Genomic DNA, 15,910 nt, shown 5'->3' with positions numbered 1-15,910 from the left:
GTGGGTAAATGGACAAGTCATTCGAGGTCATCGTGGTGGGCGGCGGCTTTGCCGGCGTGGCCGCCGTCAAGGCTCTTGGCCGCAGCGGCGTGAAAGTGCTGCTGATCGACCGCAACAACTACCACCAGTTCCAGCCGCTGCTGTACCAGGTGGCCACGGCGCAGATCGGGGTCTCGGACGTCACGCGGACGTTCCGGGGCATGTTCCAGCGCTACCCCAGCGCCAGCGTGCTCACCGCCAACGTGGCCGCCGTGGACGTCCAGGCGCACACCGTCACCACCACTGACGGGGACACCTTCCACGCCCGGATCCTGGTCCTGGCCGCCGGCGCCGCGGCCAACTACTTCAACACCCCCGGCGCCGAGGAACACGCCTACCCCCTGTATTCGGTGACTGATGCCGTGCGCCTCGGCAACGCCATGGTCCACGCCCTCGACGCAGCCCAGCGCAACGGCAGCAGCGGGGGAGTCCACGTCGTGGTGGTCGGCGGCGGACCCACCGGCGTGGAGACCGCCGGCGCCATCGCCGAAAACTTCAAGTACGTGATCCCCAAGTACTACTCCGACGGCGTCGCGGCCAACTCCAGCGTCCACCTGGTCGACATGGTGCCCAATGTGCTGAATGCGTTCGCCGACAAAAACAAGGCCTACGCCGCCAGGCACCTGCAACAGGCAGGCGTCAGGCTCAAGATGGGCTCCGGCGTGACGGAAGTCCGACCTGACGGGGTGGACTTTGCCGACGGCACCTCCCTGCCCAGCCAGATCACCGTGTGGGCCGGCGGGCTCAAGGCCGGGGCCGTCGTCGCCGGGTCCGGCCTGGACCAGGGACGCGGCGGCCGGATCGACGTCGACCCGGACCTGACCGCGCCGGGCGCGCCGGGCGTCTACGTCCTCGGGGATGCGGCGAACATGACCGACGCCCGCGGGGACAAGCTTCCCCAGCTCGGCTCCTGTGCCCAGCAGGCAGGCAAGTGGGCTGCCCGCAACATCCGCGCCGATCTCACCGGCGGGCAGCGCGAACCCTTCGCCTACCGGGACAAGGGCTACATGGCCATGATCGGCCGCGGCGCGGCGGTGGCCGAGATTGGCCGCAAGCGCATCGAAATGCAGGGCCCGCTGGCGTTCCTGGCCTGGCTCGGCGTGCACGTGGTGCTGCTGTCCGGCAACCGCCAGCGCATCAGCGCGCTCATCTCCTGGGCCGACGACTACCTCACCCACAGCCGCTCCCACGTGGTGCTGGGAGCCCCCCGGGACTAGGGTGCGACTGCCGTTGTCAGGCCGGCCTGTGTGTCCACGCCCCGTGGCAGCTGAGCCACAGTGTCGCGGCCGCGGCCGTGGAGTTGACCAGCAGGAGTGAAATCAGCACCAGCAGCTGGATCAGCCCGGCGTCCAGGGGCGCGGCCCCGCCCAGGATCATGCCTACAAAGGCCCCCGGCAGGGTCACCAGGCCGGCCGTGCGGGTCTGGTCCACCGAGGGCAGCACCGCTTCCCCCGCCACCGGACGGCCCACCATCATCCGGGCGGCAAACCACATGAAGCCCAGCGCCACGGCGGCCTCCACCTCCCCGCATCGGACCACCAGCTCGTCCTCAATGCGGCGGCCGCTGAGCGTGACGGTGGACATGGCCCCGCCGATCTGCTGCCCCAGCACCGCAATGATGGCCAGGGCCGAGAAAGGCAGCACGCCGGCGGCAAACATCAATGCGGCCACGGGCAGCACCCCCGCGGCCAGGGGGATGGCGGCCAGCCACCACCGGCCCGTGCGGGCCACCCGGCGTCCGCAGGTCCACACACCCACCAGGAACATGAGCCCCACGAACGCAAAGGCCCACGCGCCGCGTCCGGCCAGGAACGCAATGACCAGCGCGACGGCGGCGAGCTGGACCAGGGCGCGCAGCCCCGCCACGAGCATTTGGGCCGGGTGCCGGCCCAGCGTGACACGCCACATTGCACCCGCCAGGGCCAGCAGCACAGCCAGCAGCACCCAGGCGTTCGGGCCCAGGACGAGAAGGGTTGAATGGTCCACAAACGCCATTATTGCCGCCGCACCCGCATTTTGCGCTCATTGGCGCCAGCCACTAGACTAAATGGGCATGTAATGCGTGGTCTGGGCCCCACAAGGGCCCCGCCGGCGCCGTGCATGCTGGCACCATCCGCAGGAAACCCTGCAGCCATAATAATTCGCCGGACCCGTCCGGCTTAGCCAACTATCCACATCGGAGCCCCTACTACATGACCATCACGACCCCCGAGAAGACCGGTACCACCCCTGTCGTTGCCATCAACGACATCGGTACTGCTGAAGACTTCCTCGCCGCAGTGGACGCAACCATCAAGTACTTCAACGACGGCGACCTCGTCGAAGGTGTTGTTGTCAAGGTTGACCGCGACGAAGTCCTGCTCGACATCGGTTACAAGACCGAAGGTGTCATCCCCTCCCGTGAGCTGTCCATCAAGCACGACGTTGACCCCGGTGACGTTGTCGCCGTCGGCGATCAGGTCGAAGCCCTGGTGCTCACGAAGGAAGATAAAGAAGGCCGCCTGATCCTCTCCAAGAAGCGCGCACAGTACGAGCGCGCCTGGGGCGACATCGAGAAGGTCAAGGAAGAAGACGGCGTCGTCACCGGTACCGTCATCGAGGTGGTCAAGGGTGGTCTTATCCTCGACATCGGCCTGCGCGGCTTCCTGCCCGCATCGCTCGTCGAGATGCGCCGCGTGCGCGACCTGGCTCCCTACATCGGCCAGCAGATCGAAGCCAAGATCATCGAACTGGACAAGAACCGCAACAACGTGGTCCTGTCCCGCCGTGCCTGGCTCGAGCAGACCCAGTCCGAGGTCCGTTCCACGTTCCTCAACAAGCTGGAAAAGGGCCAGGTCCGTCCCGGCGTCGTGTCCTCCATCGTCAACTTCGGTGCCTTCGTGGACCTGGGCGGCGTCGACGGCCTCGTGCACGTTTCCGAGCTGTCCTGGAAGCACATCGACCACCCCTCCGAGGTTGTCGAGGTTGGCCAGGAAGTCACCGTCGAGGTGCTCGAAGTGGACCTGGACCGCGAGCGTGTTTCGCTCTCGCTCAAGGCTACGCAGGAAGACCCGTGGCAGACCTTCGCCCGCACGCACGCGCTGGGCCAGGTTGTCCCCGGCAAGGTCACCAAGCTGGTTCCGTTCGGTGCGTTCGTTCGCGTCGAAGACGGCATCGAAGGCCTGGTCCACATCTCCGAGCTGGCCGTCCGCCACGTGGAGCTGGCCGAGCAGGTTGTCTCCGTGGGCGACGAACTGTTCGTCAAGGTCATCGACATCGACCTGGAACGCCGCCGCATCTCGCTGTCCCTCAAGCAGGCCAACGAGGGCGTCGACATCGACTCCACCGAGTTCGACCCGGCCCTGTACGGCATGGTTGCCGAGTACGACGAAGAGGGCAACTACAAATACCCCGAGGGCTTCGACCCCGAGTCCAACGAATGGCTCGAGGGCTACGAGACGCAGCGCGCCGTCTGGGAGCAGCAGTACGCTGACGCCCAGGCCCGCTGGGAAGCACACAAGAAGCAGGTTGCCGAGCACGCCGCAGAAGATGCAGCAGCCGACGGCAGTGGTGCCGGCGAGTCCGCCGGAACCAGCTACTCCTCCGAGCCGTCCTCCAACGACTCCGGTGCCGGCACGCTGGCTTCCGACGAGGCACTGGCGGCACTGCGCGAAAAGCTCACCGGAAACTAATTTCCGGCCCGCTTCGCACGCAGCAACAGCCGGGCAGGTCCTTCACCTTCGGGTGGGGGACCTGCCCCGTTTAACGCCCCTGGCGGCCACGCCGGGGACAACTGCGCCCGTGCCGGCGCGTCATCCGCGCGGCAGCGGCGTGTCCACCCAGTCCAGGCCGGCCGGGGCCAGGGTCCCCTGCCCCGCGGTCAGGGACGCCAGACGCTCCTGCGCCGCGGCAATCACGTCCGCGTCGTCGGGCATGGCCAGGCCCACCTGGGTGTTGACGGCGTCGTAGCCGTTGCCGGTCATCACGTAGCCGGCGCTGCGCAGCTCGTTCTCCAGGCGCCCGGCCGCAGCGTGCGGGGCGGCGATGGTGAACAATTGCATCCGGTCCCGGCGCACCAGCGGCGCCAGGTCCACGGCGGCGCTGACGGACTCCGAGTAGGCCCGCCCCAGCCCGCCCGCACCGAGCAGGACGCCGCCAAAATACCGCACGACGACGGCACACGCGTCACTGAGGTCGGCGGCGGTCGCGGCCGGGGACCGGCGGGTTTCCCGCTTCAGCAGGGCATCGAGCATCGGCAGCCCGGCGGTGCCGGAGGGCTCGCCGTCGTCGTTGGAGCGCTGCACCCGGCGGTCCGCACCCAACACAAAGGCCGAGCAGTGGTGGCGTGCATCGTAAAACTCGCGCCGCAGGCCGGCCACCAGTGCCCGGGCCTCCTCCTCGTCCGCCACCCGGCGCAGCACGGTGATGAAGCGGGAGCGCTTGATGGTGAGCTCGTGGCGGAAATCGGCCCCGGCGGCCAGCGTCGTGTAGCTGTTGGGGCCCGGCGCCGGCGGCGGGGGAGGTGTCTGGCTCATCCGAACCAGTCTAGTGTGGAGGCATGCTTTCGATTGGTCTCACCGGCGGCATCGCCGCCGGAAAATCCCTGCTCTCGGCCCGTTTTCGCGAACTGGGCGCCGTGGTCATTGATGCCGACCAGCTGGCGCGGGACGTGGTGGCCCCCGGGACGCCCGGCCTGGCCGCTGTCGCGGCGGAGTTCGGGACCGGCGTGCTTGCCGCCGACGGCACGCTGGACCGGCCGGCGCTGGGTACCCTCGTCTTCGCGGACAAGGACCGGCTGGCCGCGCTCAACGCGATTGTCCACCCGCTGGTCCGGGCTGCCGCCGCGTCCCTGAAGCACGACGCCGGCCCCGGCGCCATTGTGGTCCAGGACCTCCCGCTGCTCGTGGAGACGGGGCAGGGCGCCAACTTCCACCTGGTGGTGGTGGTCGACGCCCCGGCGGGGCAGCGGCTGGCCCGCATGACCGCCAACCGCGGCATGGCGGAGGCAGACGCCCGGGCCAGGATAGCCGCGCAGGCCGGCGACGGGCAGCGCAGGGCGGCCGCCGACGTCGTGCTGGACAATTCCGGCCCGCCGGAAAAGGCATTGGCGGCCCTTGGGCTGCTGTGGGAGCGGCGGCTGCTGCCCTTCGCGCACAACCTGGCGGCCGGGACTCCCGCACAGCAGACCGGGCCGCCGGCCGTGGTGCCGGCGGATCCGGGCTGGCCGGCCCAGGCTGCCCGGCTGGCCGCACGCATCGCGGCGGCCGCGGGTGATGGGTCGGTGGGGGTGGACCACATCGGGTCCACCTCGGTGCCGGGCCTCGCGGCGAAGGACATCATCGACCTGCAACTGCGGGTCCGGTCCCTGGCGGCCGCCGATGGCGTGGCGGCAGCTTTGGCGGCCGCCGGTTTCCCCGCCCGCGACGGCGCCTGGTGGGACACCGGCCATGACTTCGCCGGCGGGGCGGCGGGGGAGCGCTGGGAGAAGCGCTTCCACAACGCGGCCGATCCCGGCCGCCCCGTCAACCTGCACGTCCGCGTGGACGGTTCACCCGGTGCGGCCATGGCCCTGGCCTTCCGGGACTGGCTGCGGGCCGACGACGGCGCCCGGGACCGCTATGCGGCCCTGAAGCGGCGGCTGGCGGCTGTGCACGCCCGGGATGCGACCACGGAGGCGTATGCCGCGGCGAAGGAGCCGTGGTTTGCCGCGACGGTGCCCGAGGTGGTGCGGTGGCTGGGCCGGGGCTAATACCTGTTGACCACGTCCGGGTTGTTGAGCAGCAGCACCACGGCAATGATGTAGAAGACCATGACAACGAAGCCGATGATGGTGAAGATCCACCCCAGGATCACACCCACGTTGGCCGGCGTGTTCGTGAATCCGGCCGCCGCGGATTTCCTTTTGGCGATGATGGATACGATCAGGCCGGCCAGTGACACCACAAAGCACAGCACCAGGCCCACGATGCCCAGTGTCTTGCCCGGATCCTCCATTGGGGGGCCGTACGGTCCCTGCGCATACGACGGCGGGGCGGGCGGCGTCTGGGCCCACTGCGGCCGGGTGAACTTTGCTGCGGACTCCCCGTAGGGATTTTCCGGTGTGTTTGAACTCATGGTGACCTCATTGTTTGGTGGTGGCGGTGCTGGTGGCGATGATGTATGGATACATCCTCACACGGGGAGGGCCCGTTCGAACATGGCTTTCTTCGGCAGTCCTGCCCACTCCGCAAGCGGAGTAGCGTTAACCCCATGAGTCTTGCCCAGGAAATTAACCGTGTTGTTGCCCCGTTTGAGGTCATTAGCGACTTCCAGCCGGCCGGCGACCAGCCGGCGGCCATCAAGGAGCTCACCGAGCGCATCACCAACGGCGAGAAGGACATCGTGCTGCTGGGCGCCACGGGTACCGGAAAGTCCGCCACCGCGGCCTGGCTCATCGAGCAGGTGCAGCGGCCCACCCTGGTCCTGGTGCAGAACAAGACGTTGGCCGCCCAGCTGGCCAATGAGTTCCGTGAGCTGCTGCCGAACAACGCCGTGGAATACTTCGTCTCCTATTACGACTACTACCAGCCGGAAGCGTACGTGCCGCAGTCGGACACGTTCATTGAAAAGGACTCCTCGGTCAATGAGGAGGTCGAACGGCTGCGGCACTCCGCTACGAACGCGCTGCTGACCCGGCGCGACGTGGTGGTGGTGGCGACGGTGTCGTGCATTTACGGCCTGGGCACCCCGGAGGAGTATGTTTCCGGCATGGTCACCTTGACCCGCGGCGCCACCATGAACCGGGACCACCTGCTGCGCAAGTTCGTCAGCATGCAGTATGCCCGCAACGACATTGACTTCCACCGCGGCACGTTCCGCGTACGCGGGGACACCGTTGAAATCATTCCCATGTACGAGGAACAGGCGCTGCGCATTGAGTTCTTCGGCGACGAAATTGAAAACATCTACACCCTCCACCCGCTGACCGGCGAGGTCATCCGGGAGGAGACCGAAATGTACGTCTTCCCGGCGTCGCACTACGTGGCCGGGCCCGAGCGCATGGCCCGGGCCACCCGGGCGATCGAGGAGGAGCTGGCCGCCCGGACCAAGGAACTGGAGAGCCAAAACAAGCTGCTGGAGGCCCAGCGGCTGCGCATGCGCACCACCTATGACCTGGAAATGATGGAGCAGATGGGGTTCTGCAACGGCATCGAAAACTATTCGCGGCACATCGACGGCCGCGGGCCGGGCACCGCGCCGCACTGCCTGCTGGACTACTTCCCCGACGACTTCCTGCTCGTCATCGACGAATCCCATGTCACCGTCCCCCAGATCGGGGCCATGTACGAAGGTGACATGTCCCGCAAGCGCACCTTGGTGGACCACGGCTTCCGGCTGCCCTCCGCCATGGACAACCGGCCGTTGAAGTGGGACGAGTTCCTGGAGCGGGTCGGCCAGACCGTCTACCTTTCCGCCACGCCCGGCAAGTATGAGCTGGGGAAGTCGGACGGCTATGTGCAGCAGATCATCCGGCCCACCGGCCTGATCGACCCGGAAATCATCGTCAAGCCGTCCAAGGACCAGATCAACGACCTGCTGGGCGAAATCCGGGAGCGGTCCGCCAAGAACGAGCGCGTGCTGGTCACCACGCTCACCAAGCGCATGGCCGAGGACCTCACCGACTACCTGCTGGGCAACGGCATCAAGGTCCAGTACCTGCACTCCGATGTCGACACCCTTCGCCGGGTGGAACTCCTCCGCGAACTGCGGATGGGCGTCTTTGACGTGCTCGTGGGCATCAATCTGCTCCGCGAGGGCCTGGACCTGCCGGAAGTGTCGCTGGTCAGCATCCTTGACGCGGACAAGGAAGGATTCCTGCGCTCCGGGACATCCCTGATCCAGACCATCGGCCGTGCCGCCCGCAACGTCTCCGGGCAGGTGCACATGTATGCGGACCGCATCACCGACTCCATGCAGTTCGCCATTGACGAGACCAACCGGCGCCGGGAAATACAGGTCGCCTACAACACCGGGCACGGCATCGATCCGCAGCCGCTGCGCAAGAAGATCGCCGACATCACCGACCAGCTGGCGCGCGAGGATGCGGACACCGCCGCGCTGCTGCAGGAGGCCCGGACCAAGCGCGAAACCGCCAAGAAGTCAGTGCGCCGCGACGGCCTGGCCGCCCGGCCCGCCGGCGAGCTGGTGGACCTGATCGAGGACCTCACGGCCCAGATGCACGGTGCGGCGGGCGACCTCCACTTCGAGCTGGCCGCCCGGCTGCGGGACGAGGTCGCCGAGCTGAAGAAGGAATTGCGCCAGATGCGCGAAGCGGGCCACGCGTGACCAACGACCCCGCCGGCTGGGACCACCCCGGGCCTGCACCGGCGGCAACCACGAGATTCGGCTAGCCCCGGACCATGCCCAGCAGCTGGGCGAAAATCCCTTCCCCGTCGTCGGCAATGCCGTCGTGGTGGAAGTCGGACGTTTCCCACACCTGCAGGCCCTGCACGGCGGCGGCCGTGGCCAGGGAGATGCCGTGGTCCACGTAAATGTCGTCCGTGTAGACGGCGGCGGCGGCGGGCACCGTGTTGCGGCCCAGCTGCGCCAGGTCGTAGAGCGGGCCCCAGCCTGCCGTGCGGGCCGCCAGCAGCCCGGCCACCTCGCGCAGCGGTGCCAGGGCGGGGTCCTGCTCGAAGTACCACGGGTACACCGCCTCGCCCGTCAGCAGCGGTTCCTCCGCATCCGGGTGGAATTCCGGGTGCGCGGCCAGGACCCGGGCCGCGGCCCAGTTGCTGGCTTCGCCCTGGACGTAGATGGACTCGTGCATCAGGGCGTACAGGGGGTTGGCGGCGCGGCTGACCTGGGCCGAGACCTGGGCGAGGAATCCGTCTGACAGGCGGTCGCCGTCAGGGGTGGGGACAAACGCGTCCTCGAGCAGGTAGTGCAGGGCGTCGATGCGCGTGTTGCCGCCAAAGTAGTTGCCCAGCATCTGGACGCGCTCCGGGGTGAGGCGTTCGCCCGTGGGCAGGCATTCCGCAACGCAGGCCACATGGCGCATGATCCGGGTGACCTGGGCCCGGTCCTGCGGGTAGCGGGCAAAGTACTCGGCGTTGCGGGCCGTGAGCCGGGCGAACGTGGCCTCGTAGACCTGGTCGGCCGGGCCCGCCAGCGGCCCCAGCCCGCCCGTGATGAGCACTTCCTTCAGGCCTTCGGGCGCCATGGACAGGTACGTCAGGGCACAGAAGCCGCCATAGCTCTGGCCGAAGACGGACCACGGGCCCGAGCCCAGCGCGGCCCGGATGAGTTCGGCGTCGGCCACGATGTCGGTGGCGCGGAAATGTGCCAGGTAGTCCGCCTGCGCCGCGGCACCGCCCACGAGCGGCAGCGTCTGCCGGGACGCCGGGGTGGACAGGCCGGTGCCGCGCTGGTCCAGCATGAGCACCCGGAAGTTCTTGGACGCCTCGCGCAGCCAGCCGGTCAGGCCCAGCGGGCGGTTGCCCCGCCCACCCGGGCCGCCCTGCAGGAACAGCAGCCAGGGCAGGTTGGCCGCTTCCAGGGCCGGGTCATAGATCTCGCGGGCAAACAGCCTGATCGAGGGGCCGGAGGGATCGGCATGGTCCAGCGGTGCGTCAAACCAGTGGTCGCGCAATGCGGCGCCACGGACCAGGTAGCTGCCGGCGGCACTCATGCGCGGGCCTGCGCGTCCGCCAGGCCGCCCCCGGCCACTTTGTCCAAGGCCGCGGTGTCCGCAGCACCGAAGGAGTCCAGGGCGCCGCCGTCGAGCCGGAACACGTGCCAGCCGTCCATGGGGACCGCCCCCAGGGAACGGTAAAAGTTGATGGACGGCTCGTTCCAGTCCAGCACGCTCCACTCGACCCGGGCGTAGCCGCGTTCGACGGCGATCCCCGCCAACGTTTGCAGCAGCGCCTTGCCGTGGCCGCCGCCGCGCGCCTCGGGCCGTACATACAGGTCCTCGAGGTGGATGCCGTGGGTGCCTTCCCATGTGGAATAGTTCAGGAACCACAGCGCGAAGCCGAGAATGGGCCCGCCGGCCACCGGGTTCCCCACCACGTGGGCGTATACCTGGGGGTTGTCGCCAAAGAGGTGCGCGTGCAGGCTTTCCGCGGTGTTGACCACGGCGTCCGGCTCCTTTTCGTACACGGCAAGGTCATGGATCATGCCCAGGATGGCGGGAACGTCGGCTGGGGTGGCTGTGCGAATCAAACTCATGGAATGAGCTTATCGGGTGCCGCGGCCCGCTGCGCCGCGCCCTGCCGCGGGCCGGGAATGCACAGCTGCCGTGCAGGAATCCTGCACGAACCCTTGACAAGACACACATCCATTCCATAGGACAGGAAGTGGGGGAACAACCGTCTAGGCATTCAACCATTGAAAGCGGGACAACCATGGCCACGGGAAATTCGGCTGCTGCAAGCAGCCCCGGAAACAAGAGCCAGGTGCGCAAGGCGGCCATCGCCAGCACCATCGGTACTACCATCGAATGGTACGACTACTTCCTTTACGGTGCGGCGGCAGCCCTCGTGTTTCCACACGTGTTCTTCCCGCACATGTCGCCCTACCTGGGCCTGATCGCCTCCTTTGCCTCCTACTTTGTGGGCTTCGTGGCCCGGCCCATCGGTGCCGCGATCTTCGGGCACTGGGGTGACCGGATCGGGCGCAAGGCGATGCTGATCACCACACTGCTGATGATGGGGCTGTCCACGGCGCTCATCGGCGTCCTTCCCGGGGCGGGCTCCTGGGGCGACGCCGCACCGGCCATCCTGATCCTGCTGCGCGTCCTGCAGGGCATTGCCGTCGGCGGCGAGTGGGGCGGCTCCATCCTGCTCTCCATGGAGTGGGGCAACCAAAAGCGCCGCGGGCTCATGGCCAGCTGGCCCCAGCTCGGCGTGGCCATCGGCATCATCCTCTCCACCGGGCTCATGGCGATCTTCAACGGCATCATGGGCACCGACGCGTTCATCGCCTGGGGCTGGCGCATCCCGTTCCTGCTCAGCCTGGTGCTGGTGGCGATCGGCCTCTACATCAGGATCAAGATCATGGAAACGCCCATGTTCGCCGAGGTGGTCAGGACCAACAAGACCCGGAAGGCCCCCGTTCTGGAGGTCATCCGGCGGTACCCGAAGGAGATCGTGCTTTCGGCGCTGCTGCGCATGTCCGAACAGATGCCGTTCTACATTGTGACCGCCTTTGTGCTGTCCTACCTGACCAACAAGGACCACCACTACAGCTACAACTTCGTCCTGATCGGCACCATGGTGGCGGCGGCGCTGGAACTGTTCTTCGTGCCCTACTTCGGGCACCTCTCCGACAAGAAGAACCGGCTGCGGATCTACCAGCTCGGCGCTGCCATCACTGGCGTCTGGGGCTTTGTCTACTTCGGCCTGCTGGACAGCGGCGTGGCCTGGCTGGTGTTCATCGCCTTGTCCGTGGCACTGGTGCCGCACGCCATGCAGTACGGCCCGCAGGCGTCCATCATCGCCGAAAACTTCCCCACCGAGCTGCGGTACACCGGTGCCGGGCTCGGCTACCAGCTGGCCTCCATTGTGGCCGGCGGTCCGGCAGCCTTGATTGCCACCGTCCTGCTGCACAACTTCGGCACCGGCTATGCGGTCTCCGTGTACATGCTCGTCTCGGCCCTGATCACCATTGCGGCCTCGCTGGGCCTGAAGGACCACTCCAAGTCGGACATTGCCGACTCGGGCACTTACACGCCACGCGTGGGGAAGGTGGGGACGGACCGGAAGGCTACATCCGGCTGAAGTCCGCCAGCGCCACGACCGCGGCACCCGCCCCGTTCGACGCTGCAAGGTCCACCGTGGCCGTCATGGACCAGTCATGGTTTCCGTCCGGGTCGGCCAGCACCTGGCGCACCGTCCACTGCTCCGGGCCTTCGGTGATCTGCAGCAGCGCCGGACCGCGGGCGGCCGGGCCGGACTCGATGTATTCGTGTTCATCCCAGTAGGCGTCCAGGGCGTCGGCCCAGCGGTCGGCGTCCCAGCCGTGCCCGCCGTCGAGCTCGCCCAGCGCCTCAAAGTCGTCGTCGGCGGCGAGCTCGACGCGGCGGAACATCTCATTGCGCACCATGACCCGGAAGGCGCGGTGGTTGTCCGTCAGCTTCGGCGGCACGGGGGGCACGGCAAATTCTGCCGCCAGCGCCTCCTCCGGCTCGCCGCCGGTCATCTTCTCCCATTCATCGAGCAGGCTGGAGTCCACCTGCCGGACCAGCTCGCCGAGCCAGGAGATGATGTCCTCCAGGTCCTCGCGCAGCGCGTCCTGCGGGACGGTCTGGCGCAGGGCCTTGTAGGCGTCGGTGAGGTAGCGCAGCACAATGCCTTCGGAGCGGGCCAGCGAGTAGTACTGGACGTATTCGCCAAAGTTCATGGCCCGCTCGTACAGGTCGCGGATGATCGACTTGGGGCTGAGCTCAAAGTCACCCACCCACGGCGCGGCCTTGCGGTACACCTCAAAGGCGCCGAACAGCATCTCTGCCAGCGGCATGGGGTACGTGACCTCGTCGAGGATCGCCATGCGCTCGTCGTACTCGATGCCTTCGGCCTTCATGGCGGCCACCTTCTCGGTCCGCTCACGCTTGAGCTGGGCGCTGAGGATCTGGCGCGGCTTCTCCAGGGTCGATTCAATGACGGAAATGACATCGAGGGCGTAGCTGGGCGATACGGGGTCCAGCAGCTCCAGCGCGGCCAGGGCGAAGGGCGAGAGCGGCTGGTTCAGGGCAAAGTTCATCTGCAGGTGGGTGGTGAGCCGCACGGTGCGCCCGTCAGCCTCCAGCTCGTCCTCCGGGATGCGCTCCACGATGCCTGCGCCAAGCAGCTCGCGGTAGATGCCCAGGGCCTTGCGGATCAGCTTGCGCTGGGCGGCGGGGGACTCGTGGTTTTCAGTGAGCAGCTTCCGGGCCGCCTGGAAGGGGTCGCCCGGGCGCTCCAGCAGGTTCAGCAGCATGGCGTGCGTGATGGTGAAGCTGGAGGTCAGCGGTTCCGGCACGGATTCGCTAAGCCGGATGAACGTGGGCTCGCCCCAGCTGACAAACCCCTGTTGGGGCTTTTTCTTCACCACCTGGCGCAGCTTCCTCGCGTCGTCACCAAACTTTGCCACGGCCTTGGCCATGGCCTTGGTGTTTTCGATGACGTGCTCCGGGGCCTGGACCATCACGGTGCCGGCCGTGTCGTAGCCGGCCCGCCCGGCCCGCCCGGCAATCTGCTGGAACTCACGCACCTGCAAAACGCGGGTGCGCACGCCGTCGTACTTGCTCAGGGCCGTCAGCAGCACGGTGCGGATGGGCACGTTGATGCCCACGCCCAGGGTGTCCGTGCCACAGATGACCTTCGGCAGCCCCGCCTGTGCGAGCTGCTCCACGAGCCGGCGGTACTTGGGCAGCATGCCGGCGTGGTGGACGCCGATCCCGTGGCGCACCAGCCGGTTGAGCGTCTTGCCGAAGCCGGCGGAAAAGCGGAAGCCGGCGACCAGTTCGGCGATCCTGTCCTTTTCCTCCCGCGTGCAGACGTTGATGCTCATCAGGTTCTGGGCGCGGTCGATGGCCTCGGCCTGGCTGAAGTGCACCACGTAGACGGGGACCTGCTTGGTGGCCAGCAGTTCCTCGAGCGTCTCGTGGACACCGGTGGTCACGTAGTAGTAGTGCAGCGGGATGGGGCGCACGGCGGAGGAGACGGTGGTGGTGGTCCGGCGGGTCAGCTCCGTGAGCTCGCGCTCGAAGCGGCTGACATCGCCCAGGGTGGCGCTCATGAGCAGGAACTGCGACTGCGGCAGCTCCAGCAGCGGCACCTGCCAGGCCCAGCCGCGCTGCGGGTCGGAGTAGTAGTGGAACTCGTCCATGATGACCACGCCCACGTCGGCGTGTTCGCCTTCGCGCAGCGCAATGTTGGCCAGGATTTCCGCCGTGCAGCACACGATCGGCGCGTCCTGGTTCACGGAGGAGTCGCCCGTGACCATGCCCACGTTCTCGGCCCCGAAGACCTCGCACAGGGCGAAGAATTTTTCCGAGACGAGTGCCTTGATGGGGGCGGTGTAGTAGCTGGAGGCGCCGCGGGCCATGGCGTTGAAGTGTGCGGCGATGGCCACGAGGGACTTGCCGGATCCGGTGGGGGTCGAGAGGATCACGTTGTTGCCGCTGACCAGCTCGATGGCGGCGTCCTCCTGGGCCGGGTAGAGCTCCAGGCCCCGGTCCATGGTCCATTCCAAAAAGGCCTCCAGGACGTCGTCGTCGCTGGATATTTGGGGGTCAAGGCCGGAGAGCTGTTCAAGAAGGTTCATGGTTCCCCCAGTCTACGGGCGGGTGCTGTGGCAGGATAACGCCATGGGAACAAAGCAGCTTGCCTGGGATCCGGCCAAGTATGTGGAATTCGGCGACTTCCGCAACCGCCCGTTCTTCGACCTCACCGCCCGCATCACGGCGGACGCACCGCGGCACGTGGTGGACCTGGGCTGCGGGCCCGGGAACCTGACCGCCACCCTGGCCCGCCGCTGGCCCGGGGCCAGCGTGCAGGGCCTGGACAGCTCGCCGGAGATGGTGGCGGCCGCGCAGGGCGGCGGGACCGGGCACGACGCCGGCAACAGGCATCCGGCAAACCTCGCCTTTGCGCTGGGCGACATTGGGCAGTGGGCCCCGGGGCCCGGCACCGACGTGGTTGTCTCCAACGCCGCGCTCCAGTGGGTGCCGGGGCACCAGGGACTCATCTCGGGGTGGCTCGGCGCCCTGGCCTCAGGGGCGTGGCTGGGTGTCCAGGTGCCCGGGAACTTCAACTCGCCGTCGCACGCCCTGATGCGCGAGGTGGCCGGTTCGGTCCGTTGGCGCAAGCAGCTTGACGGGGTGTTGCGGCACGCCGACACCGTCGGGGAGCCGGGGGAGTACCACGAACTGCTGCTGCGCGGCGGGGCGCGGGCCGATGTCTGGGAAACCACCTACAGCCAGCTGCTGCCCGGCGACCACCCCGTCCTGGACTGGGTCCGGGGCACCGGGCTGCGCCCCGTGCTCCAGGCACTCGGGCATGCGGAGGGGGAAGCGTTTGAAGCCGAATACTCAGCGCTGCTGGACCAGGCCTACCCGGCGGCGGAGTTCGGCACCATCTTCCCGTTCCGGCGGATTTTTGTGGTGGGACAAAAACGATGAAAGGGACCCGACATGGCTGAGCTGGAGGCGTTTCCGCAGGACTGGCAGACGGCACTGGTGGTGGTGGCCCACCCCGACGACCCCGAATATGGCATGGCGGCCGCCGTGGCGGAATGGACGGCAGGCGGCCGGGAGGTCCACTACCTGCTGGCCACGCACGGCGAGGCGGGCATCGCCGGGCTGCCCCCGGAACAGGCCGGCCCGCTGCGGGTGCAGGAGCAGCAAAACGCCTGCCAGCGCGTGGGCGTGGCCAGCCTGGCGTTCCTGGACCACCCCGACGGCAGGGTCCAGGAAAGCCTGGTGCTGCGGCGCGAGATTGCGGGGCACATCCGCCGCGTGAAGCCCGAACTGGTGCTCACGCTCAACCACCGCGACGAATGGGGCCCGGGCCGCTGGAACAGCGCCGACCACCGTGCCCTGGGCCGCAGCGTGCTCGACGCCGTGTCCGACGCCGACAACGAATGGATCTTCCCGGAACTGCTGGCCGAGGGACTGGCCCGGCACAGGGCTGCCCGCGTGGCCATCAGCTCGCCGCGGCCCACCCATGCGCAGCCGGTCAGCGCCAGCAGCATTGAACGGGCCGTGGCCTCCCTGGCCGAACACGCCGAATACCTCAAGGCGCTCAGTCCGGAGCCGGCGGGGGAGCAGGCACGGCGGCAGGTGGAGATGGTGGTCCAGGGCGGGGCGGTGCGGTTCGAACTGTACGGCTAGCAGTACGGCCGGCCACGGGCGCGGCACCTCCCCGGC

At 68.0% G+C, this 15,910-nt stretch carries 13 protein-coding genes; 7 read left to right on the top strand and 6 right to left on the bottom strand.

Going from position 1 to position 15,910, the window contains the following annotated elements:
• Nucleotides 1–8: 8 nt before the first annotated feature.
• Nucleotides 9–1,256 carry an NAD(P)/FAD-dependent oxidoreductase gene (locus MMF96_RS11750; RefSeq protein WP_256883640.1) on the top strand — a complete coding sequence of 416 codons (1,248 nt, stop codon included), beginning with the start codon at nucleotides 9–11 and terminating at the stop codon, nucleotides 1,254–1,256.
• Nucleotides 1,257–1,272: 16 nt separating this feature from the next.
• Here MMF96_RS11750 and MMF96_RS11745 read toward each other — a convergent pair whose 3' ends face one another.
• Nucleotides 1,273–2,025 (bottom strand): ABC transporter permease, encoded by a 753-nt coding sequence (locus MMF96_RS11745; RefSeq protein ID WP_256883639.1) that lies wholly within the window; start codon nucleotides 2,023–2,025, stop codon nucleotides 1,273–1,275.
• 206 nt (nucleotides 2,026–2,231) lie between these two features.
• On the opposite strand from MMF96_RS11745, the gene rpsA reads away from it, so the two are divergent.
• A complete protein-coding gene (gene rpsA, locus MMF96_RS11740) occupies nucleotides 2,232–3,710 on the top strand; it encodes a 30S ribosomal protein S1 (RefSeq protein ID WP_176617202.1) in 1,479 nt (492 codons plus the stop codon).
• A gap of 120 nt (nucleotides 3,711–3,830) precedes the next feature.
• Here the strand turns inward: rpsA and MMF96_RS11735 are convergent, their stop codons facing one another.
• Nucleotides 3,831–4,553 (bottom strand): YigZ family protein, encoded by a 723-nt coding sequence (locus MMF96_RS11735; protein ID WP_256883638.1) that lies wholly within the window; start codon nucleotides 4,551–4,553, stop codon nucleotides 3,831–3,833.
• A 23-nt stretch (nucleotides 4,554–4,576) separates the two neighbouring features.
• On the opposite strand from MMF96_RS11735, the gene coaE reads away from it, so the two are divergent.
• Entirely contained in the window at nucleotides 4,577–5,767 is a 1,191-nt protein-coding gene (coaE, locus tag MMF96_RS11730; RefSeq protein ID WP_256883637.1) for a dephospho-CoA kinase, read from the top strand.
• Here the strand turns inward: coaE and MMF96_RS11725 are convergent.
• Nucleotides 5,764–6,132 carry a DUF4190 domain-containing protein gene (locus tag MMF96_RS11725; RefSeq protein ID WP_176617199.1) on the bottom strand — a complete coding sequence of 123 codons (369 nt, stop codon included), beginning with the start codon at nucleotides 6,130–6,132 and terminating at the stop codon, nucleotides 5,764–5,766. The genes coaE and MMF96_RS11725 overlap by 4 nt on opposite strands.
• 135 nt (nucleotides 6,133–6,267) lie before the next feature.
• Here MMF96_RS11725 and uvrB point away from each other — a divergent pair, with 135 nt between their 5' ends.
• A complete protein-coding gene (gene uvrB / locus MMF96_RS11720; RefSeq protein WP_256883636.1) occupies nucleotides 6,268–8,343 on the top strand; it encodes an excinuclease ABC subunit UvrB in 2,076 nt (691 codons plus the stop codon).
• A gap of 61 nt (nucleotides 8,344–8,404) precedes the next feature.
• Here the strand turns inward: uvrB and MMF96_RS11715 are convergent, their stop codons facing one another.
• A complete protein-coding gene (locus MMF96_RS11715; RefSeq protein ID WP_256883635.1) occupies nucleotides 8,405–9,688 on the bottom strand; it encodes an alpha/beta fold hydrolase in 1,284 nt (427 codons plus the stop codon).
• Nucleotides 9,685–10,230, bottom strand: coding sequence for a GNAT family N-acetyltransferase (locus MMF96_RS11710; protein ID WP_256883634.1), 546 nt, complete (start codon nucleotides 10,228–10,230; stop codon nucleotides 9,685–9,687). The genes MMF96_RS11715 and MMF96_RS11710 overlap by 4 nt, the downstream gene beginning before the upstream one ends.
• 176 nt (nucleotides 10,231–10,406) lie before the next feature.
• Here MMF96_RS11710 and MMF96_RS11705 point away from each other — a divergent pair, with 176 nt between their 5' ends.
• The gene (locus MMF96_RS11705) at nucleotides 10,407–11,780 is read left to right on the top strand and encodes an MFS transporter (RefSeq protein ID WP_176617195.1); all 1,374 of its coding nucleotides are present in this window, start codon (nucleotides 10,407–10,409) and stop codon (nucleotides 11,778–11,780) included.
• Here MMF96_RS11705 and MMF96_RS11700 read toward each other — a convergent pair.
• Nucleotides 11,767–14,307, bottom strand: a complete 2,541-nt coding sequence (locus tag MMF96_RS11700) for an RNA helicase (protein ID WP_256883633.1) — start codon at nucleotides 14,305–14,307, stop codon at nucleotides 11,767–11,769. The two genes, MMF96_RS11705 and MMF96_RS11700, sit on opposite strands and share 14 nt — an antisense overlap.
• A 43-nt stretch (nucleotides 14,308–14,350) precedes the next feature.
• Here MMF96_RS11700 and MMF96_RS11695 point away from each other — a divergent pair, with 43 nt between their 5' ends.
• Together MMF96_RS11695 and MMF96_RS11690 are read left to right on the top strand one after the other, a co-directional pair.
• Nucleotides 14,351–15,163, top strand: coding sequence for a trans-aconitate 2-methyltransferase (locus tag MMF96_RS11695; protein WP_256883632.1), 813 nt, complete (start codon nucleotides 14,351–14,353; stop codon nucleotides 15,161–15,163).
• 12 nt (nucleotides 15,164–15,175) lie between these two features.
• The gene (locus MMF96_RS11690; RefSeq protein ID WP_218063129.1) at nucleotides 15,176–15,874 is read left to right on the top strand and encodes a PIG-L deacetylase family protein; all 699 of its coding nucleotides are present in this window, start codon (nucleotides 15,176–15,178) and stop codon (nucleotides 15,872–15,874) included.
• Nucleotides 15,875–15,910 lie beyond the last annotated feature (36 nt).

Origin of the sequence: Arthrobacter sp. STN4, assembly GCF_024539665.1 — a bacterium.
Lineage (GTDB): Bacteria > Actinomycetota > Actinomycetes > Actinomycetales > Micrococcaceae > Specibacter.
The sequence above is the reverse complement of the archived record's forward strand: the minus strand, read 5'-3'. Positions and strand labels throughout refer to the sequence as shown.